The following is an 18,209-nucleotide window of genomic DNA, read 5'->3' as shown; positions in this document are numbered from 1 at the left end:
GGAGGGCTAAAACGGATTGAAGACCTCGCTTCGAGAGAAGCGGCAAAAAACCCTCGGTTGCGAGACCAAGCTGGCGTGCAGCGTCTCATGCACTGCACGTCTCCCACGAGCTCTGGCGCGACGACCTGACGGAAATATGCACTCGTTAAGAGTCGGCCCTTGACTGCGACGAACACGTAAAAGACGATCGGCGCTGAACAATCGCGCTTAGCGCGCGGGGTGGCGCATGATGGCTGTTTCGGCCGGGACCGCGGAGCTCCTGACCTCCGTCGGCCAAGTAGCAGGCATCGGCGGCGTAGCTCTCGGATTTGCGCTCCTGATATTTCGGCAGGTGCTGCGCCTCAACATCTTTCCCCAAGTCACAAAGGTACAGGCGTACCGGATTATCCGGCTTTTGCTCATCCTTACTGCGATTATTGCGCTCAGCGGCATAGCTGCTTGGGTCGCTGGCGAGCAGCTGAACGCCCCGCGGCTCAATGGTGAAGCGGAGACAACTGGCGATTGCAGCTTTGTAATTCAAGCACAGTCTGTGGACGCCGCGAAAGTTGACATTGGTTCTATATCTTGCAGCACACACCCAAATGCAACCGTGCGCATTGCTTATTATTGGCTTGACGCCGCTTCGTATTCATCTCTCGTTGCTGGAGTTCCGATCCAGAAGGTACAACGCCTTCTTGGGAAAGACCCGATTGTATCCCGCAATGTCGTGCATGAATACTTTGCCGACCTGGTAATGAGGTACGGCACCACGTGGGAGCCCCCTAGCGGTGGATGGCATCAGTATCTCCAGCTCACCTCGAGTCGTGGCGAGATTTACGACCTCGAGGACTCTCGGGGAGTCGACGAGTCCCCTCCCGAGGACGCTCCATTTACAACCTATGGGCCACTATTGCCCTTCTACGTGCCCGACTTGAACGCGGCTAGAATTGTCCAGAAAACAGACACATGGCCAGCGGGCTATAATCTCTTCTACTGGGCAGATATGTCAGAATGGGATTTGGGGGCCGAGGGAGGTCTAGGGGAAGTCGATGCTCAATTGGCGATCGATGCAGCGATACTTTGGCGGTACTTTACGCGGGCGGATGCGGACGGGTATGGGGCATTGGTCGACGAGTTGCAAGCGGCGGTAATGGACGACCCGTCCCTGGTAGAGCTTGTCGATGATCACGGGCTCAGCGATGTCGGGATGTTCATAGAATCCGCCTTTGACGACGCTGGCCTGATCCCGGGGGAAGAGATACCCGCTGACAAGGCATCGTTGTTTGCGAAGGAGATTACCGCAGATTTAAGGGCTTCCGCGAGGAACAATGGCGTTGCGGCCATGCGATACGTCGCGCGGGACCATTGGCCGGAGGATTGGCTGGTGGCGTACGGCCTTTGGGAGGCACACGGCGAATTGCTCAGTTGGACTACCGTCGTTCCCCCTCGCTATCCAATGATACTTGTCGCGGCGCTGGATGTTGTCGGTGGTGACGGAGCGAATCTGACGCTCGAGAGCATATCCGCCGTTGCTGATGAACGAACTGCACTTCGGCCTACACGGTTCGGTGCTCGCGGGAAGGCGCAGACGCTGCCGATTCCATCACTTCATCTAGCCGCACATGACCGAGTTATCGTCCCGCTCCGGATCGAGTTTCGCGCACGCGAACATTACGACCTCGACGAGACATGGGATACCGGTGCGAGGCAGGTCGTTACTTCAGACGAGGATCTGTGGTCGGCTGTAGAGGCGGCGCTTTCCGCCCTACCGTCAGACACGGTCTTAGAGTCAGGCGGCTTCAGGAAGCGCGTTTCCTCATTCCCCGCGCCCGCTCGGCCTCGCATCACGAGGGCGTACACCTACGGCCCTTCCCTCGAACCTACGGACGCGGTCGTCAACGGCGAGAAGGTCGCCCTGCGTCCGTACAACCCTGCATCGGTGTTCGTGCGGGCCGGCTACGACGGGGGGTCATGCCCCACCCTCTACATCCTTAGGACGACGGCGAATGCACCGACGCGAATGAAAAATTTAATCGTGAAGGCGAATGGGCCGAGCGCCGCCATGACTGAAACGGTCGACCTGGGGCGCGGCGTTTCTTCCATTATTATCCGCGAGGAAGAGCCCGAGATTTCAACGATCACTTCGCTGCAGATTGTAGATGTCGACTCCAAGCGCCGCTTAGCCAAGCTAAAGCCGTTCCGACTGCGCTACGGGCAGGAGCTTGAGATTCGAATACCGGCGACCGCGGCGGCCCTTAATCTGCAACTTGTCGTTCGTGGGTATTACGAGCCCTTGACCGACATCGCTATGCGCGCCCCGTCCAAGCCGGGTTGACGGGCACGCGGCCGAAGAACGTGCGCGGGTCGAGGTGCCTGCTTAGCTCAAGATCGCCGACCCACCCAAGTACCCAGTCAGCACCGCGGGTAGCGCCTGCACCTAATCTCCCATTGTCTGACAGGTTCAATATCCGAAGCCTTTGCGCTGGAAAGGAATCCGCGGCCCCTCCCCGCCCATCTCGACAAGACCCATGCGGTTGCCCGCCGGATCGCGGAAGAGGCCGAGCACGACGACGCCGGGGACTTCGAACCGGGGGGCGTCGACGGCGCCTCCGTGGGCCGCGATCGCTTGCAGGGCCGCGGCGATGTCGGGGACGCCGAGGTAGATGAGCTTGTCGGCGGGGTCGGCGCGCAGGGTGGCGCCCAGCGGCGCAGCGGCGGCGACCGAGAAGCGTCCGTCGGCGGCGATCTCCCAGTCGAAGACGGCCGAGTAGAAGGCGCGCTGGGCTGCAAGGTCGGGTCCGGCGATGTCGAAGGAGACGACGGGGGCGGCCACGGCTAGGCCGCCTGCGCCGGACGGCGGCGGGCGAGCGCCGCGCCCGCGAAGGCGGCGGCGGCCTTGGCGGCCATGGAAACCCCGAAGGCGAGGGTCAGCAGCATGGCCGGCCCGCCGGGATAGGCGGCGAGGCTCGCCGCCTCCAGCAGCACGTAGAACACGCAAACGGCCGCCGCCATCGCCAGCCCGTTCCGCTCGGGGCGGCGGCGGGCCAGCAGCCAGGCGGCGGCGAAGAACAACAGCGGCCCGACCAGGTGGGACGACCACGGCGCGATGCGCAGCGCGACCTCCTGCGGCGGGGTCTGCGGCTCGAAGAGGGCGCGCCAGACGCCGACCACCGGGAAGCTGATCGCCACGTTGAGGACCATCAGCAGCAGGGCCGCGCCGGCCGCCTTCGGATAATCGATGGGTTTCACGGCCCCTCCGCCAGATCGGCTCGCCGCAGGGTAGCGCGGCGGCCGCGGCGCGCGCTTGACGTTTCTTGCGGCTCAGCGGCGGCGGACGACGGGGAACATCACGTCCGTCAGGTTGGCGGCCGGATCGCCGCCCACCTGGACGTCGCGGAACACCTGCATCGGCGGGCCGATGTCGAAGGCGTACTGGTCCGAGCGCCGGACGCCATCGGCGACGGTGCGATAGGCCTGATCGATGGTCTCGTACGGCCCCTGATGGGTGATGGCGCCGTAGAGCCCGCCGGGGAAGTCGATGCGCCGGACGCCCGGGTCGGCGGGCGGGTCGCCCTCCACCGCCAGGCAGATGTCCGCCCGCTGGGCCTCGCCCGGGGTGATGTTGGGATCGTCGGGGAAGAAGCCGATGGCCAGCCGCCGGACCGACAGGCCCCGCGCCTCGGCCCAGGCGGCCAGCGGCGCCCAGGCCGCATCGCCGGGGAGGAACGGGCGGGTGTCGAACTGCGCGTAGGCGCCCAGCCGCCGCGCCGCGATCAGGGTCATCGGCGACAGCTGCAGGAAGCGCACCTCCGACAGGCGGCAACCCTCGCCGCGAAAGCCGGCCATGCGGCGCATCCGGTCGGCCTGGGCCGCCTGCGCCGCGCGCCGGTAGTGGCTGGGCGAGACGCCGAAGCGCCGGCGGAAGGCGCGGGAGAAGGTCTCGTGCGCGTTGAAGCCGACGCCCAGCGCCACCTCGACCACGGGAATGGTCGAGACGGCCAGCTGGTAGGCCGCCCGCTCAAGCCGCAGCCGCTCGAGGCGGCGCTTGGGCGTTTCGCCCACCTCGGCGGCGAAGCGGCGGTGGAACTGGAACGGCGAGGCGCCGACACGGCCGGCCAGGGCGCGCAGCCGGGTGTCGGACTCCAGATCCTCCTCCAGCGCGATCAGCAGCGGCAGCATGCTTTCGGCCGCCATGGCGCCCTCCCGAAGCCTGGCGCAGATTGCCGTCCGGCCGGTCGGATGACAACGAGACCGGAGACCTACCCCCGCTCGGGGGCGTAGACCTGGACCGCGTCGCGCAGGACGCGGAAGGTCACCGGCGTGTAGGTGACCAGCTCGCCGTCGAGGTTGACCGGGCGGGGCCTGGTGGTGCGCACCTCGAAGGCCTTGCCGCGATCGGCCCGCACCTCGCGCCAGGCGCCGTGCACGCCCCTGCGGAACCACGGGGCCATCAGGGCCAGCTTCCAGGCGTCGCCCACCTCCAGGCTGTAGAGGTCGAGGTGGCCGTCGTCGATCTTCGCATCGTTCACCACCGGCACGCCGCCGCCATAGTAGCGGCCGCTGCCGACGGCGATCTGGTAGGTCTTGACCCGCACCGCCTCGTCCTCGCTGCGGATCAGGGCGCGGAACGGCCGCGCGCGGGCCAGGGTGAGGATGGCGGCGGCCATGTAGCTGAAGCGGCCCAGACGCTGCTTGGCGCCGGGGGTCAGCGCCTGGGCGAGCTCGGTGGACAGGCCCAGGCTCGCCACGTTGAAGAAGGCCTCGCCGTTGGCCATGCCCAGGTCGATGCGGCGCGTGCGGCCGGCGGCGATGATGTCGGCCGCGAGCTTCAGGTCGGTGGGGATGCCCAGGGTGCGCGCCAGGTCGTTGGCGGTCCCGAGCGGCAGGACGCCCAGCGGCAGCCCCGTCTCGTGCAGGGCCAGGGCGGCGGCGTTCAGCGCCCCGTCGCCGCCGCCGACGATCACCAGGTCCACATCGTGGGCGTGGCGCAGGATCTCCTTGCGCGCGTCGTCGCGCGAGGCGGTGTCGGCGCGGACGATCTCCAGGCCGCGCCGGCGCAGGCGCTGCAGGATGGGATCCAGCGCCGCGCCGCCGCGGTTGCTGCGCGGGTTGACCACCAGCAGGGCGCGGCGGGTCTTGGCGGCGCGCCGGGGCGCGGTCCGCCGCTGCGGCTGGGTCTGGGCGCTCATCTCTCGCTCAACAGGTGGGGACGGCTCGGGAAATTCGCCACGGCGGGCATCGAAACTTGGCCCTGCGCGTTAACGACCAGGTGGAGCGTGGGGCTCCGATCCGATCGCGCCCCAGGGGCAGGGGAAATTCTTGTGGCCACGCAAAGTCAGTTCGGCGCCTCCGCCCGGCGCCGGGCCTCGGCCTGTCACCAGGAGACCAGGATTTGAAATACGCCAAGACCTTCAACGACCAGGGCACGCTGATCTTCCCGGGGTTCGCCGAAGAGGTGGCCTATGATTTCCAATGCGACCAGAAGCGGCGCAGCGGCAAGGGGCGGATCACCGGCGGCGATCCTGAGCAGATGCGTAACGCCTTCCGCCGCGGCCAGATGCGCCTGCGGCTGGCGGACGGCGGCGAGATGCCGATCGTCGTCATCGCCCATACGGAAGGCGCCAAAGAGGCCTTCTTCGAGATCCAGGAGTAGGGCCTAGAGCGGCATGCCCTGCAGCAGCCGGGGGAGGTCGCCCGTGGCCCCTCCGGCCTCCTGCATGAAGAAGCGGCGCGCCGGCCCGATCCGGTTGACCGCCGCCATTCCCAGACCCCGGCCGAGCCGCAGGACCGGGTTGTCGTTCGAAAAGAGCCAGGTGAAGGCGTCGGTGGCCACCGCCAGCCCGACGTTGTCGAGGCTGCGCCAGCGGGCGTAGCGGGCGAGCACCCCTTCCGAGCCCAGGTCCTCGCCCAGGCGTGCGGCGTCCACCAGCGTCTGCGCCAGCGCCGCGGCGCCCTTCAGCCCCAGGTTCAGGCCCTGCCCGGCGATCGGGTGCACCCCGTGCGCGGCGTCGCCCAGCAGCGCGACGCGGGGCGCGGTCATCCGCTCGGCCAGCTGCAGCGAGAGCGGATAGGTGAACACCGCCCCCTCCAGCCGCGCCTCCCCCAGATAGTCGCCGAACCGGCGTTGCAGGTGGGCGTGGAAGGCTTCGGGCCGGGCCGCCTTCAGCGCCTCGGCGCGCGGCCGGCTCTCGGTCCAGACCAGGCTGGCGCGCTGCTCGGTCAGCGGCAGGATGGCGAAGGGGCCGCTGGGCAGGAAGAACTCGTGAGCGACGCCCTCATGGTCCCGCTCCAGGCGCACGGTCGCGACGACGCCGGACTGCGGATAGTCCCAGCCGACCGCGCCGATGCCGGCCTCGCGCCGCACCACCGAGCCGCGGCCCTCGGCCCCCACGACCAGGGGGGCGGTCAGCTCCCGGCCGTCCGCCAGCCGCACCCGGGCGGCGCGGGGCGTCACCTCCACCGCCTCGACGCGGGCGGGCGCCAGCACCTCGATCCCGCGCGCCTGGACCGCGGCGGCGAGGGCGGCGCGGACGCGTCGGTTTTCCAGCATGTAGCCCAGCGGCTCTCCGTCGGTGCGGCCGGCGATCTCGGCCGCGTCGAAGCGCAGGAAGAAGGGCCCCGGGCCGCCGGCGGCCGCGCCCGGCCTGGGCGCGTCGGTGACCAGGATCTGCTCGATCCGCTGGGCCTGCGGCTCGAGCTCGGGCGCGAGCCCCAGCACCCGCCACTGCCGGAACGAGGCGAAGGCGATGGCCGAGGCCCGCCCGTCGAAGGCGGGGGCGACCTGGGCCTCGAACACCACCGGGTCGATCAGCACGGCCTTCAGCCCCGCCTGGGCCAGTGCCAGGGCCAGGGTCGCGCCGGCCATCCCGGCCCCGGCGATGATCACGTCGGCGTCGAAGCCGTCGGCGTCTGAGCTCATGGCCCGATATGCCGACGAACGGGGGCGAAGGTCCAGCCCGGCAAAGCTGGACGTGTGGGTCCACTTTTCCGATTGCGGCGCTTCGGCGGCGGCATAAGATGGACTGGCAGGTCCAAAATAAGAGAACCGGGAGGGCGGACGGGATGGGCTTCTTGAGGCGGCATCTGGTCCCGCTGGCGGTGGCGACGGCCGTGACGCTGGCGATCGTCGTCGGCGGCGCGGTCTGGTGGACGGGCAAGCAGCGCTACGAGACCACCGACAACGCCTTCATCCAGGCCGACAAGGTCACCGTGGCTCCGCAGGTCGGCGGCTACGTGGCCGAGGTGCTGGTGGACGATAACCAGGCGGTCCAGGCCGGCCAGCTGCTGGTGCGGCTGGACGGGGCCGAGATCCAGGCGAGGCTCGCCCAGGCGATCGCCAACGCCGCGGCGCTGGAGGCGGCGGTGCGGGCCGTCGACGACAAGGCCGCGCTGGAACAGGCGCTGATCGCCCAGCGGCAGGCCGGCGTCGCCAGCGCCCAGGCCGAAGCCCAGCTGGCCAACGCCGAGATGACCCGCTACGGCGCGCTCGGCGAGGCGGGCTTCGTCTCCACCCAGCGGATCCAGTCGGCCAAGGCGGCCGCCGCCCAGGCGCAGGCGGCGGTGGCCCAGGCCAGGGCCACCCTTGAGGCCGAGCGCCGCACCGCCGCCTCGCTGGATTCGGAGCGGGCCAAGACGCTGGCGCAGCTGGACGCGGCGCGGGCGGCGGTGGAGCAGGCGCGCGTCGACCTCTCGCGCACCGAGATCCGCGCCCCGGTCGCCGGCGTGGTCGGCGCCCGCAGCGTGCGGCCCGGCCAATATGTGCGGGTCGGCTCGGCGATGATGAGCGTCGTGCCGCTGACCGACACCTATGTGGTGGCCAATTTCAAGGAGACCCAGGTCGCACGACTGCGCATCGGCCAGCCGGTGGAGATCCGCGCCGACGCCTTCGGCAAGAAGACCCTGAAGGGCAAGGTGGAGAGCTTCGCCCCGGCCACGGGCGCCGAGTTCGCCGTGATCCCGGTGGAGAACGCCGTCGGCAACTTCACCAAGATCACCCAGCGCCTGCCGGTGCGCATCCTGGTGGACCGGGCCGAGCCGCTGGCCGGCGCCCTTCGGCCCGGCCTCTCGGTGCACGTGAAGGTGGACGTCACCCGCGACACCGGCCCGAGCTTCGCCGAGGCGGTTCCCCACGCCGCCCTCGCCCAGCACGCCGGGACGCCCTGAGGCGCGGCGGTGACCGATGCGGCCCTGAGCTTCGACCGCGCCGAGCGCGCACAGGCGCTGGGCGTTCCTGAGACGGCGCTCAACGCCCAGGGCGAGGTCGCCTGGGGGAAGATCTTCCTGGGCTTCGGCGGGATGGTCGTCGGCCAGTTCATGGCGATGCTGGACATCCAGATCGTCAACAGCTCGCTGACGCAGATCCAGTCGGGCCTGGGCGCCAGCGCCGACGAGATCAGCTGGATCCAGACCATCTACCTGCTGGCCGAGGTGATCACCATTCCGCTGGCGGCCTACCTCTCCAAGCTGTTCGGCACCCGACCCTTCTACGTCACCTCGGTGGTGATCTTCGTGATCGCCTCGATGGCGGTGGGCATGGCCACCAGCTACGAGTCGATGATCGTCCTGCGCGCCATCCAGGGCCTGGCCGCCGGGGCGATGATCCCGGCGGTGTTCGCCACCGCGATGACGGTGTTCCCGCCGGAGCAGCGGGTCACCGCCAATGTCATCACCGGCCTGGTGGTGACCCTCGCCCCGACCATCGGGCCGATCCTGGGCGGCTACCTGACCGACGCCCTGTCCTGGCGCTGGCTGTTCTTCATCAACCTGTTCCCCGGGATCCTGGTGATCTTCCTGGTCGGCCGCTACGGCGGGTTCGACAAGCCGGACAAGTCGCTGGCCAAGGGGATCGACTGGTTCGGCCTGGTCGTCATGACGATCTTCCTGCTGACCATGCAGTACGCGCTGGAGGAGGGCGCCAGCGAGGGCTGGTTCGAGGACGACCTGATCCTGTGGCTGACCGTCGTCGCGGCTGTGACCGGCCTGGTCTTCGTCTGGCGCCAGGTCACCTACCGCCAGCCGATCGTCTCCCTGAAGCCGTTCGCGAACAAGGAATTCACCCTGGGCGTGCTAATGAGCTTCATCGCCGGGGTGAGCATCTTCGGCGGCTCGTTCCTGATCCCGATCTTCCTGGGACAGGTGCTGCAGTACACGGCCAGCCAGGTCGGCACGACCATGCTGGTCTCCGGGCTGGTGATGTTCGTCTCCGCGCCGATCTGCGGCCGGCTGGTCCGCTCCATGGACCTGCGGATCTCGATGATCCTGGGCTTCGGCCTGGCCGCCTGGTCGACGGCGCTGGGCGGCCGGATCACCGCCGACTGGGGCTTCTACGAGTTCGCCGTGTTGCAGGCCTGGCGCAGCTTCGGGGTGATGATGGCGATGATCGGCGCCCAGCAGCTGTCGGTCTCGACCCTGCCGCCGCACATGATGAAGGACGCCTCGGGGCTGGTGAACCTGGTCCGCAACCTCGGCGGCGCGGTCGGACTGGCCGTCCTCTCCACGGTGCTCACCCACCAGACGGCGATCCACCTGGCCGACATCTCGGCAGCGGTGAACTGGGGCAACCTCTCCAGCCAGCAGATGCTGGAGGCGCTCACCGCCATCATGGAGCAGCGCGGGGCGGCCGATCCGGAAGCGGCCGCGCGCATGGCGTTCGGCGGCATGATCCGGCGCGAGGCGGCGGTGCTCGGCTACGGCGACGCCTTCTACTTCCTGGCCGCCGGCTGCGTGCTGGCCGGCGCCATCGCCTTCTTCGTTGGCCCCGCCTGGGCGCAGGGGTCCGTCCGGCCCGGGGAGAAGCGCTGATGCCAAGGATCGCGGGCCAGATCGACCAGGCCAAGACCGAGGCCATCCTGGACGCCGCGGTGCAGGTGTTCACCGAGCGCGGCTTCGCGGCCCCGATGGAGGAGATCGCCCGCAGAGCCTGCGTCTCCAAGCAGACCATCTACAACCACTACGGCGGCAAGGCCGAGCTGGTGCGGGCGCTCGCGCAGCGCCGCGTGCACCAGGTCACCGCGCCGCTGGAGGCGGCCGACGCGGCCGAGAACCCGCGCGACGCCCTGGCCGGCTACGCCCGCATCCTGCTGGAGGCGGTGGCGACGTCGAGCAGCCTGGGCTTCATGCGCCTGGCGGTGCAGAGCGCGGTGGACATGCCCGAGGTCGGCCGGGCCATGTACGAGGCCGGGCCGAAGGCCAGCGCCGAGCGGCTGGCCGAGTTCCTGGCGCAGGAGGACCGCGCCGGCCGGCTGGCCGTCCCCGACCCGCTGCTGGCGGCCGAGATCTTCCGCGGCATGGCCATCGGCTCGCTGCAGATCGCCGGGCTGCTCGGCATGACCCGCGACCTGTCGCCCGATGAGATCGGCCGCATCTCCGAGGAGGCCGCCGACCGCTTCATGAAGGCGTACGGGCGGTGACTCTCTGGCAAGGGCGAGGCTACCTGTCACCCATAGCCGGCGCTCGTCACGGTGACAGGTAGCGCCGTCCCCAAGGGACGCCGCAACCAGTCACCGACAACCTCAGCCCTCGTCCTCGCTGCCCAGCCCCATCATGTGGAAGCCCGCGTCGACGTGGACGACCTCGCCGGTGGTGGAGCGGCCGAGGTCGGAGAGCAGCCACAGGGCGCAGCCGGCGACGCCCTCCATCGAGGTGTCCTCCTTCATGGCCGAGAGGCTGCGCCCCTGGGCCAGCATCGAGCGGCCGCCGGAGATGCCGGCCAGCGAGAGGGTGCGCATGGCCCCGGCCGAGATGGCGTTCACCCGGATCTTCTTCGGCCCCAGGTCGCGGGCGGCGTAGCGGGTGGCCGACTCCAGCGCCGCCTTGGCCACGCCCATGGTGTTGTAGTTGGGGATCGCCCGCTCGGCGCCCAGGTAGGTCATGCAGATGATCGAGCCGCCGTTCGGCATCAGCGCCGCCGAGCGCCGGGCGCTGTCCACGAAGCTGAACACCGAGATGTCCATGGCCCGCAGAAAGCCTTCGCGGGTGGTGTTCTCCACGAAGCTGCCCTTGATCTCGTCCTTGTTGGCGAAGGCCACCGAGTGGACGAAGAAGTCGATGGTCCCGAACGCCTTCTCCACCGCGCCGAAGGCCTCGGTCATCGAGGCGTCGTCGGTCACGTCGGCGGGGATCACCTGCTTCACGCCGATGCTGTCGGCCAGCGGCTGGACGCGGCGCTCCATGCCCGGCAGGTGCAGGAAGGCCATCTCGGCGCCCTGGGCGGCGAGCTGGGAGGCGATGCCCCAGGCGATCGACTGGTGGTTGGCGACGCCCATCACGACGCCGCGCTTGCCGGCCATCAGATCGCCCTTCGGCATGTCGAATTCGTCGGCCATTCGGATCCTCGCCTGGTTGCGCGTCTGGCGCGGTTTGTGGCCGCGCCCGCGCCGATGCGCAAGCGCACGCGACGTCAACCCTATCTGCCGAACACCCGCCGGCGGCGCGGCGCCTCGCGGACTGCGCGCCTGAGCGGCGGCGGACCTTCGGCCACCTGGATGCGGTCGACCGGCGGCTCGGCCGGCGGGGCGACGCCGGTGGGATCGGGCGTCGGGCGAAGGCAGAGGGACAGATCCAGCCCGACCCGCTCGGCCCAGGCGGGCAGGCCGGCCCAGCACGCATCGGCCAGTCCGACGATCTGCTCCGGCGGCCGCAGCGCGCCGGAGGCCAGCCGCTCCAGCAGCGGACGATAGCCCTCCGGGCCGTCGAGCCGGTGCGCCTCGGCGAGCAGCCGGCGCGTGGCGGCGAACACATGGCGGTGCTGGAGCCCGACCATCCGCATGAGCGGGTCGGCGAATTCGAAGGCGATGCGGGCCACGTCCCCGATCGGCCCGGCGCGGCAGGTCCGGAGCTTTCCGAGCGCCTCGTACATCTCGAGCACGCACTCGGCGATCGCCTCCCGCCGGGCCGCCTCGGGCAGGTCCGCGGCCGAGGCGCGCAGGCGGTCGACGAAGCCGCGCTGGCGCGGCGCCTCCCAGAGCGGGAGGGCCAGCACGAACCGGCCCTGGTCGAGGGGCCAGCGCCCATTCACCTCGGCGGCGCGGGTGATCGCCTCGGTGACCGTCATCCGCTCGACCTCGAGCTTGCCCGGTCCCCAGATCCATTCGAGGTTCGGGCGGGCGCCGGCGCGATCCTCCACCACCGCCCACATGTCCACGTCGGAGAAGGGGCCGTCGGTCTTCGAGGCGGTCGAGCCGAACAGCGCCACCGCCACGAGATCATCGCCGTGCTCGGATTTCAGCCAGCTCAGCACCGCGTCGGCCATGGCCCGGCGCTCGTCATGGTTCAGCTCCTGCGGGCCGGCGAACAGGTCCGGCAGCGCGCCGTGGGGAAGGAAGGGGCGTGGATTCGCATCGTCCATGCCCTGCGTTAACACATGAGGCGACAATGTGGTGGCGCCTTCGGAAGACCGGCCGCCGGCGCGGGCTCACGCGTCGCTGGACGATGCCGCCGCGCCCGCCCGGCGCCTGGCCAGCACGCAACCGACCACCCCGACCGTGAAGGCGAGCTGGGCCAGCACCGTCCAGATCACCACCGCCGTCACCCCGGCCCAGGCCCCGACCTCCGGCACGGCCAGCCGCACGGCGCGGCTCGCCGCCATCAGCGTGTAGAAGGCGAGGAAGAACAGCGGCCAGACCTTGGTCGAACGGACGACCGGCCACAGGTAGGCCGGCGCGAACACCAGGTCGGCGGCGAGGGCCCACCAGACCGGCGGCGCCTCGCCGTCGAGCACCGCCCGCCCAACCGCCCCGACGAGGCTGTGGACCACATAGTCGGCCAGCAGCCAGCCGCCGATCCAGCGTTCGGCCCATCCGCCCCAGCGCAGCGCGGCCGCCAGGGCGGCCAGGAAGGCGAGCCAGCCCGGCAGCTGGTACCAGTTGGCGAGGAAGGTGCGGTGCAGGGCCTCGCCGGCCAAGATCCAAAGGTTCATGACGCGTCCGCACCGCGTCCGCGGGTGCGCGCCCTAGTCTCGGCCGGATCCCGAAGCACGCGGCCGAGGACGCCGAGCGCCAGGGCCGCGATGGCGCAGGTCATCCAGAGCCAGCTCGCCGCGGCGTACGGTTCGCGCCCGACCTGGGCCACCAGGATGACCGTCAACGTCAGCGGGCACAGCAGGTTGAAGGCGTAGAACCACAGCGGCCAGATGCGCCGGCTGTAGAGGATCAGCGGCAGGTAGACGACCAGGAAGGCGACGTCGGTGGCGAAGTGGGCCGCCAAGCCGTCGAGCCCCGGCCAGTAGATCCCCGCGAACGCCACGCCGAAGGGGATGGTGAACTGGACGATCGAGCCGCCGGCGGCCAGCTGCTCGGCCCAGCCGCCGCGCCAGCGGGCGAGCGCCAGCAGGCCGATGAATGCGGCGTAGACCAGGAACCCGCGCCAGGCCGTCGGGTGCGTGACGAGGTGAACGAACAACTCGCCGGTCCGCTGGAGCGCCAACATTGCTATAACCCTGCCCCCGGAACCCTGGCCCGGCGCCGACGCTTTCGCGTCCGGCCCCCTCGGTCAAGGCGACGGCGGCGCACACCCTGGGGGTGAGCAGCGCGCGCCCTGAGAACGGGAGACCGGTGATTTGCGAGACGCAGCAGACACTTGGCCCCAGGGCTTCTCGCCTTTCACGGGTGGACGCCTCTGGTCAAGCTGCCTTAATTGACCCCGATGACGCAGCCTGGTGCGAACGCCGGACTCGAGCTTCTCACGCCTCGCGAGCGGGAGTGCCTGCGGCTGGTCTACGGCCATCTCACCTCCAAGGAGATCGCGCTGCAGCTGGGCATCTCCAAGCACACGGTCGACGAGCGCGTCGAGAACGCCCGGCGCAAGCTGGGCGCGCGGGACCGCTACGAGGCGGCGCGCCTGCTGGCCGGCAGCGAAGGCTTCGCCCTACCCCCTATCGAATCGGGGCCCCAACCGCTCGGGCTGGCGGGCGGCGCGCCGGCGGGGCCTGCTGGCGGCGCGTCACGGGGGAATGACGGCGATGCCACGCGAGAGGCGGATGGAGGTCCGCAGGTGTCCGGAGGGCTCGAACCTCGTTCACGTCCAGCCATGCGGGCAAGAGCCGAGCGCGGCCATGCCGCAGTTCACCTGGGATCAGCTGGAGGACCAGCTGACCCGGTTGCGGCCGGAGCGGGGGGCGCTGGCGGCGCAGCTGGTCACGATGCTGCGCCGCCGGTCGGCCCAACGGCCGCCGGAAGAGCTGCTCCGCGAGGTGCTCTGCACGGTCTGGACGGTGCTGGAAGCCGAGAAGTAGGCCGCCGCCCGCGGATCAACGTCGCGCGGCGCTTCGGGCTCGTCGGGCTGATCGTCGTGCTGTCGGCGCTGGTCTTCGGCGCGCTGCTGTCCGGGCTGCAGGCGCTCAAGGCGATGCAGTAGCGGCCCTCAGGCCGTCCCCGTCACCTCGCTCCAGAAGCGCTTGGCCTTGCCGAGGAAGCCGGCCGACTTCGGGTGCTGCTGATCCCCGCAGAGCCCGGCGAACTCGCGCAGCAGCTCCTTCTGGCGGCTGGTCAGCCGGGTCGGCGTCTCGACGAACAGCTCGACCACCAGGTCGCCGCGCTCGCGCGAGCGCAGGGACGGCATGCCGCGGCCTTTCACCCGCACGGTGCGGCCGGTCTGGGCGCCCTCGGGCACCTTGATGATGACCTTGCACTCGCCGTCGCAGTTCTCGCCGCCCAGCAGGCAGGGGGCCTCGAGCTCGCCGCCCAGGGCGGCCACGGCCATGGGGACGGGCACGGTGCAGAGCAGGTCCAGCCCGTCCCGCTCGAACAGCTCGTGCGGGCGGACGGAGATGAAGATGTAGAGGTCGCCGCGCGGGCCGCCCCTGGCGCCCGCATCGCCCTCGCCCGCCAGCCGGATGCGCGCGCCGTCGTCGACGCCGGCCGGGATGCGGACCTGCAGCCGGCGCTCGCGGCGGACCTGGCCCATGCCGTGGCAGTCGTCGCAGGGGTCGAGCACCAGCCGGCCCGTGCCGCCGCAGCGAGGGCAGCTGCGCTCGATGGAGAAGAAGCCCTGGGTGGCCCGCACCCGACCCTGGCCGCCGCAGCTGCCGCAGGTGGTGGGGCTGGTCCCCGGCCGGGCGCCCGAGCCGGAGCAGGTCTCGCAGGTCATCGCCGAGGGGACGGTGATCTCCACCTCGGCGCCGGCGTAGGCCTGCTCGAGGGTGATCTCGAGGTCGTAGCGCAGGTCCTGGCCCCTGGCCGGACCGCTGGAGCGGCGGCCGCGGCCGCCGAACATGTCGCCGAAGACGTCGCCGAACACCTCGTTGAAGATGTCGTGGACGTCGTGCATGCCGGCGCCGCCGCCGGCCCCGTTCATGCCGTTCACGCCCGCATGGCCGAACCGGTCGTAGGCGGCCCGCTTCTGCGGATCGGAGAGGACCGAATAGGCCTCGTTGATCTCCTTGAAGCGGGCGGAGGCGTCCTCGCATCCCCCGTTTCGGTCGGGGTGGTGCTCCATGGCGAGCTTGCGGAAGGAGGCCTTCAGGGCCGCCTCGTCGCAGCCGCGCGGCACGCCCAGGATCTCGTAGTAGTCACGCATCGATGGTCAGCGCTCGGAGGACTCGGACTGAGGTGGGATGGCGCCCGCCCCGTCGCAAGGCGTCGCTTGCGCGGGACGGGCGGCCGTCATCGCTCGTGATGCGTCGGCGCTCGTCCATGTCGGTCGATTGGCTTGACTTGCCGGCGGCCGACATGGGGCGAAACGTCACGCCGACTTCTTCTGGTCGTCGCTGACTTCCTCGAACTCGGCGTCCACGACATCGTCGCCGCCTTCGTTCGCGCTCGGCTGCTGACCCGCTTCGCCGGCGTTCTGCTGGGCCTGGTACATGGCCTCGCCCAGCTTCATGGACGCCTGGATCAGGGTCTGGGTCTTGGACGAGATGGCGTCCGGATCGCCGGACTCCAGCACGCCCTTCAGGTCTTCCATCGCCGAGGTGATGGCGTCGCGCTCGGCCTGGCCGACCTTGTCGCCGTGCTCGGCGAGAGCCTTCTCGGTCGAGTGGATGACGGCCTCGGCCTGGTTCTTGGCCTCGACCACCTGCTTGCGCTTCTCGTCCTCGGCCCGGTTGGACTCGGCTTCCTTGACCATCCGCTCGATGTCGGCGTCCGACAGGCCGCCGTTCGCCTGGATGCGGATCGACTGCTCCTTGGCGGTGGCCTTGTCGCGGGCCGAGACGTTGACGATGCCGTTGGCGTCGATGTCGAAGGTGACCTCGATCTGCGGCACGCCGCGCGGCGCCGGCGGGATGCCCACCAGGTCGAACTGGCCGAGCATCTTGTTGTCCTGCGCCATCGGCCGCTCACCCTGGAAGACCCGGATGGTGACGGCGTTCTGGTTGTCGTCGGCGGTCGAGAAGACCTGGCTGCGCTTGGTCGGGATGGTGGTGTTGCGCTCGATCAGCGGGGTGAACACGCCGCCCAGGGTCTCGATGCCCAGGGTCAGCGGGGTCACGTCGAGCAGCAGCACGTCCTTGACGTCGCCCTGCAGCACGCCGGCCTGAACCGCCGCGCCCAGCGCCACGACCTCGTCCGGGTTCACGCCCTTGTGGGGCTCGCGGCCGAAGAATTCCTTCACCGCCTCGACGACCTTGGGCATGCGGGTCATGCCGCCGACCAGCACCACCTCGTCGATGTCGGCCTTCTTGATGCCGGCGTCCTTCAGCGCCTGCTCGCAGGGGCCGATGGTCTTGGCGATCAGGTCCTCGACCAGGGCTTCCAGCTTGGCGCGGGACAGCTTGATGTTGAGGTGCAGCGGGCCCGACTGGTTCATCGAGATGAAGGGCAGGTTCACCTCGTACTGGGCCGTGGTGGACAGCTCCTTCTTGGCCTTCTCGGCCTCTTCCTTCAGGCGCTGGAGGGCGAGCTTGTCCTTGCGCAGGTCGACGCCGCTCTCCTTTTTGAACTCGTCGGCCAGGTAGTCGACGATCCGGAGGTCGAAGTCCTCGCCGCCCAGGAAGGTGTCGCCGTTGGTCGCCTTCACTTCGAAGACGCCGTCGCCGATCTCCAGGATGGAGACGTCGAAGGTGCCGCCGCCGAGGTCGTAGACGGCGATCTTCTTGCCCTCGGCCTTCTCCAGGCCATAGGCCAGCGCCGCGGCGGTCGGCTCGTTGATGATGCGCAGCACTTCCAGGCCGGCGATCTTGCCGGCGTCCTTGGTGGCCTGGCGCTGGGCGTCGTTGAAGTAGGCGGGAACGGTGATCACCGCCTTCTCGATCTTCTCGCCCAGGTGACGCTCGGCGTCCTCCTTGAGCTTCTGGAGGATGAAGGCGCTGATCTGCTGCGGGGAATAGTCCTTGCCGTGGGCGCGCACCCAGGCGTCGCTGTTCGGGCCCTTCACGATCTCATAGGGCACCATGCCCTTGTCCTTCTCGACCATCGGGTCGGAGGAGTTGCGGCCGATCAGGCGCTTGATCGCGAAGAAGGTGTTGGACGGGTTGGTCACCGCCTGACGCTTGGCCGGCTGGCCGACCAGGCGCTCGCCGTCGTCCAGGAAGGCGACGACCGAGGGCGTGGTGCGCGCGCCTTCGGCGTTCTCGATCACTTTCGGCTGCTTGCCGTCCATGATGGCCACGCACGAGTTGGTGGTGCCAAGGTCGATGCCGATGATCTTGCTCATAGAGAGTCTTGCTCGCTCCTCGTTGGCGGACGCCCCGAAAGCCTTCGGATGAAGCGCCGTGGTGGGTCGTCCCCGGTTCGATCAAATCCCGGCCAGGCCTGCGGAACTCCGCGCCCGGCGTTGCACGCGATATGGGGAAGGTTCAGGCGCCCGCAAGGGGATCATTACGAACTGTACAGGAAGCGAACAAGCCGGCGGGCAACGCCGCCGCATAGGCTTCAGGGGGGAACGGCGCCTGGCCGCCATGCCGCAGCAGGAAGGCGTGCTGCACCACCATCGCCTGCTGCTCGATGTTGAGATCGGCGAAGGCCGCGCCGCCGGCCAGATCGTAGGCGTAGCTTGCGGGGCCGTCCCCGGCCCGCAACTTGCCCAGCAGCAGGCTGACCCCGTTCTGGGCCTGCCAGACGTGGGTCAGCTCGTGCACGAACACCGCCTTGACCGACAGCGGCACGTCCGGCGCCGAGAAGTCCGGCCGCATCGACCGGGCCGGCCAGACCATCAGCCGTCCGCTCGCGACGAACGCGCGGCTCCAGTACGGAATGGCGAGCAGCCGCACCCTGGCCGCGTCCAGCCCGCCGCCGAACGCCTCCGCGGCGAGCTCCATTTCCCCGTTCGTCAGCCGCCGCAGCATGGGCATCTGC

17 protein-coding genes and 2 pseudogenes are annotated in these 18,209 nt (G+C 69.7%); 7 read left to right on the top strand and 12 right to left on the bottom strand.

All coding sequences use genetic code 11. The annotated features are described in order from the left end of the window. The first annotated feature begins 226 nt into the window (after window positions 1–226). On the top strand, window positions 227–2,314 hold the full coding sequence (locus ACFSC0_RS07930; protein WP_377355123.1) for a hypothetical protein: 2,088 nt from the start codon (window positions 227–229) through the stop codon (window positions 2,312–2,314). Between the two features lie 126 nt (window positions 2,315–2,440). On the opposite strand, the gene ACFSC0_RS07925 is transcribed toward ACFSC0_RS07930, so the two are convergent. From ACFSC0_RS07925 to ACFSC0_RS07910, 4 genes are all read right to left on the bottom strand, one after another. Further along, the gene (locus ACFSC0_RS07925; protein ID WP_377284459.1) at window positions 2,441–2,812 is read right to left on the bottom strand and encodes a VOC family protein; all 372 of its coding nucleotides are present in this window, start codon (window positions 2,810–2,812) and stop codon (window positions 2,441–2,443) included. Between the two features lie 2 nt (window positions 2,813–2,814). Next, window positions 2,815–3,228 carry a hypothetical protein gene (locus ACFSC0_RS07920; protein WP_377284458.1) on the bottom strand — a complete coding sequence of 138 codons (414 nt, stop codon included), beginning with the start codon at window positions 3,226–3,228 and terminating at the stop codon, window positions 2,815–2,817. Between the two features lie 72 nt (window positions 3,229–3,300). After that, window positions 3,301–4,173: an AraC family transcriptional regulator gene (locus ACFSC0_RS07915; protein WP_377284457.1), complete on the bottom strand. Its 873-nt coding sequence runs from the start codon at window positions 4,171–4,173 to the stop codon at window positions 3,301–3,303. 65 nt (window positions 4,174–4,238) lie between these two features. Next, complete coding sequence (locus tag ACFSC0_RS07910) at window positions 4,239–5,168, bottom strand: lipid kinase (RefSeq protein WP_377284456.1); 930 nt, start codon at window positions 5,166–5,168, stop codon at window positions 4,239–4,241. 203 nt (window positions 5,169–5,371) lie between these two features. Here ACFSC0_RS07910 and ACFSC0_RS07905 point away from each other — a divergent pair, with 203 nt between their 5' ends. Then, a complete protein-coding gene (locus ACFSC0_RS07905) occupies window positions 5,372–5,632 on the top strand; it encodes a hypothetical protein (protein WP_377284455.1) in 261 nt (86 codons plus the stop codon). A 3-nt stretch (window positions 5,633–5,635) separates the two neighbouring features. Here the strand turns inward: ACFSC0_RS07905 and ACFSC0_RS07900 are convergent, their stop codons facing one another. Beyond that, window positions 5,636–6,898, bottom strand: coding sequence for a UbiH/UbiF/VisC/COQ6 family ubiquinone biosynthesis hydroxylase (locus tag ACFSC0_RS07900; RefSeq protein WP_377284454.1), 1,263 nt, complete (start codon window positions 6,896–6,898; stop codon window positions 5,636–5,638). A gap of 143 nt (window positions 6,899–7,041) precedes the next feature. Between ACFSC0_RS07900 and ACFSC0_RS07895 the strand changes: the two genes are divergently transcribed. Genes ACFSC0_RS07895 through ACFSC0_RS07885 form a run of 3 tightly spaced genes read left to right on the top strand, consistent with a single transcriptional unit; the run spans window position 7,042 to window position 10,388 of the window. Continuing rightward, the gene (locus tag ACFSC0_RS07895) at window positions 7,042–8,142 is read left to right on the top strand and encodes an HlyD family secretion protein (protein WP_377355122.1); all 1,101 of its coding nucleotides are present in this window, start codon (window positions 7,042–7,044) and stop codon (window positions 8,140–8,142) included. A 9-nt stretch (window positions 8,143–8,151) separates the two neighbouring features. Continuing rightward, entirely contained in the window at window positions 8,152–9,780 is a 1,629-nt protein-coding gene (locus ACFSC0_RS07890; protein ID WP_377284452.1) for a DHA2 family efflux MFS transporter permease subunit, read from the top strand. Beyond that, window positions 9,780–10,388: a TetR/AcrR family transcriptional regulator gene (locus ACFSC0_RS07885; RefSeq protein WP_377284451.1), complete on the top strand. Its 609-nt coding sequence runs from the start codon at window positions 9,780–9,782 to the stop codon at window positions 10,386–10,388. The genes ACFSC0_RS07890 and ACFSC0_RS07885 overlap by 1 nt, the downstream gene beginning before the upstream one ends. Window positions 10,389–10,490: 102 nt before the next feature. Here the strand turns inward: ACFSC0_RS07885 and ACFSC0_RS07880 are convergent, their stop codons facing one another. From ACFSC0_RS07880 to ACFSC0_RS07865, 4 genes are all read right to left on the bottom strand, one after another. Beyond that, a complete protein-coding gene (locus tag ACFSC0_RS07880; RefSeq protein ID WP_377284450.1) occupies window positions 10,491–11,303 on the bottom strand; it encodes an enoyl-ACP reductase FabI in 813 nt (270 codons plus the stop codon). Window positions 11,304–11,383: 80 nt separating this feature from the next. Beyond that, window positions 11,384–12,325 (bottom strand): kanamycin nucleotidyltransferase C-terminal domain-containing protein, encoded by a 942-nt coding sequence (locus tag ACFSC0_RS07875; protein WP_377284449.1) that lies wholly within the window; start codon window positions 12,323–12,325, stop codon window positions 11,384–11,386. Between the two features lie 66 nt (window positions 12,326–12,391). After that, window positions 12,392–12,895: a hypothetical protein gene (locus ACFSC0_RS07870; RefSeq protein WP_377284448.1), complete on the bottom strand. Its 504-nt coding sequence runs from the start codon at window positions 12,893–12,895 to the stop codon at window positions 12,392–12,394. Further along, a complete protein-coding gene (locus tag ACFSC0_RS07865; RefSeq protein WP_377284447.1) occupies window positions 12,892–13,404 on the bottom strand; it encodes a hypothetical protein in 513 nt (170 codons plus the stop codon). The genes ACFSC0_RS07870 and ACFSC0_RS07865 overlap by 4 nt, the downstream gene beginning before the upstream one ends. 216 nt (window positions 13,405–13,620) lie before the next feature. Here ACFSC0_RS07865 and ACFSC0_RS07860 point away from each other — a divergent pair. Beyond that, window positions 13,621–13,806: pseudogene (locus ACFSC0_RS07860) on the top strand (response regulator transcription factor); the annotation flags it as partial. Between the two features lie 223 nt (window positions 13,807–14,029). Beyond that, window positions 14,030–14,209: a hypothetical protein gene (locus tag ACFSC0_RS07855; protein ID WP_377284506.1), complete on the top strand. Its 180-nt coding sequence runs from the start codon at window positions 14,030–14,032 to the stop codon at window positions 14,207–14,209. A 128-nt stretch (window positions 14,210–14,337) separates the two neighbouring features. Here the strand turns inward: ACFSC0_RS07855 and dnaJ are convergent, their stop codons facing one another. From dnaJ to ACFSC0_RS07840, 3 genes and pseudogenes are all read right to left on the bottom strand, one after another. Then, window positions 14,338–15,492 carry a molecular chaperone DnaJ gene (gene dnaJ, locus ACFSC0_RS07850; protein WP_377284446.1) on the bottom strand — a complete coding sequence of 385 codons (1,155 nt, stop codon included), beginning with the start codon at window positions 15,490–15,492 and terminating at the stop codon, window positions 14,338–14,340. Between the two features lie 165 nt (window positions 15,493–15,657). Further along, a pseudogene (gene dnaK, locus ACFSC0_RS07845) lies at window positions 15,658–17,589 on the bottom strand (molecular chaperone DnaK); the annotation flags it as partial. Between the two features lie 121 nt (window positions 17,590–17,710). Next, window positions 17,711–18,205, bottom strand: coding sequence for a hypothetical protein (locus ACFSC0_RS07840; RefSeq protein WP_377284445.1), 495 nt, complete (start codon window positions 18,203–18,205; stop codon window positions 17,711–17,713). Window positions 18,206–18,209 lie beyond the last annotated feature (4 nt).

Source organism: Phenylobacterium terrae, assembly GCF_042681205.1.
Lineage (GTDB): Bacteria > Pseudomonadota > Alphaproteobacteria > Caulobacterales > Caulobacteraceae > Phenylobacterium > Phenylobacterium terrae.
This window is presented reverse-complemented; position numbering and strand designations above follow the sequence as displayed.

Excerpts from the sequence above, each read along its gene's own strand:
- ACFSC0_RS07880 (WP_377284450.1), bottom strand. The coding sequence starts at position 11,303 with ATGGCCGACGAATTCGACATGCCGAAGGGCGATCTGATGGCCGGCAAG.
- ACFSC0_RS07875 (WP_377284449.1), bottom strand. The coding sequence starts at position 12,325 with ATGGACGATGCGAATCCACGCCCCTTCCTTCCCCACGGCGCGCTGCCG.
- ACFSC0_RS07840 (WP_377284445.1), bottom strand. The coding sequence starts at position 18,205 with ATGCCCATGCTGCGGCGGCTGACGAACGGGGAAATGGAGCTCGCCGCG.
- ACFSC0_RS07915 (WP_377284457.1), bottom strand. The coding sequence starts at position 4,173 with ATGGCGGCCGAAAGCATGCTGCCGCTGCTGATCGCGCTGGAGGAGGAT.
- ACFSC0_RS07910 (WP_377284456.1), bottom strand. The coding sequence starts at position 5,168 with ATGAGCGCCCAGACCCAGCCGCAGCGGCGGACCGCGCCCCGGCGCGCC.
- ACFSC0_RS07895 (WP_377355122.1), top strand. The coding sequence starts at position 7,042 with ATGGGCTTCTTGAGGCGGCATCTGGTCCCGCTGGCGGTGGCGACGGCC.
- ACFSC0_RS07865 (WP_377284447.1), bottom strand. The coding sequence starts at position 13,404 with ATGTTGGCGCTCCAGCGGACCGGCGAGTTGTTCGTTCACCTCGTCACG.
- dnaJ (WP_377284446.1), bottom strand. The coding sequence starts at position 15,492 with ATGCGTGACTACTACGAGATCCTGGGCGTGCCGCGCGGCTGCGACGAG.
- ACFSC0_RS07885 (WP_377284451.1), top strand. The coding sequence starts at position 9,780 with ATGCCAAGGATCGCGGGCCAGATCGACCAGGCCAAGACCGAGGCCATC.
- ACFSC0_RS07900 (WP_377284454.1), bottom strand. The coding sequence starts at position 6,898 with ATGAGCTCAGACGCCGACGGCTTCGACGCCGACGTGATCATCGCCGGG.
- ACFSC0_RS07855 (WP_377284506.1), top strand. The coding sequence starts at position 14,030 with ATGCCGCAGTTCACCTGGGATCAGCTGGAGGACCAGCTGACCCGGTTG.
- ACFSC0_RS07930 (WP_377355123.1), top strand. The coding sequence starts at position 227 with ATGATGGCTGTTTCGGCCGGGACCGCGGAGCTCCTGACCTCCGTCGGC.
- ACFSC0_RS07870 (WP_377284448.1), bottom strand. The coding sequence starts at position 12,895 with ATGAACCTTTGGATCTTGGCCGGCGAGGCCCTGCACCGCACCTTCCTC.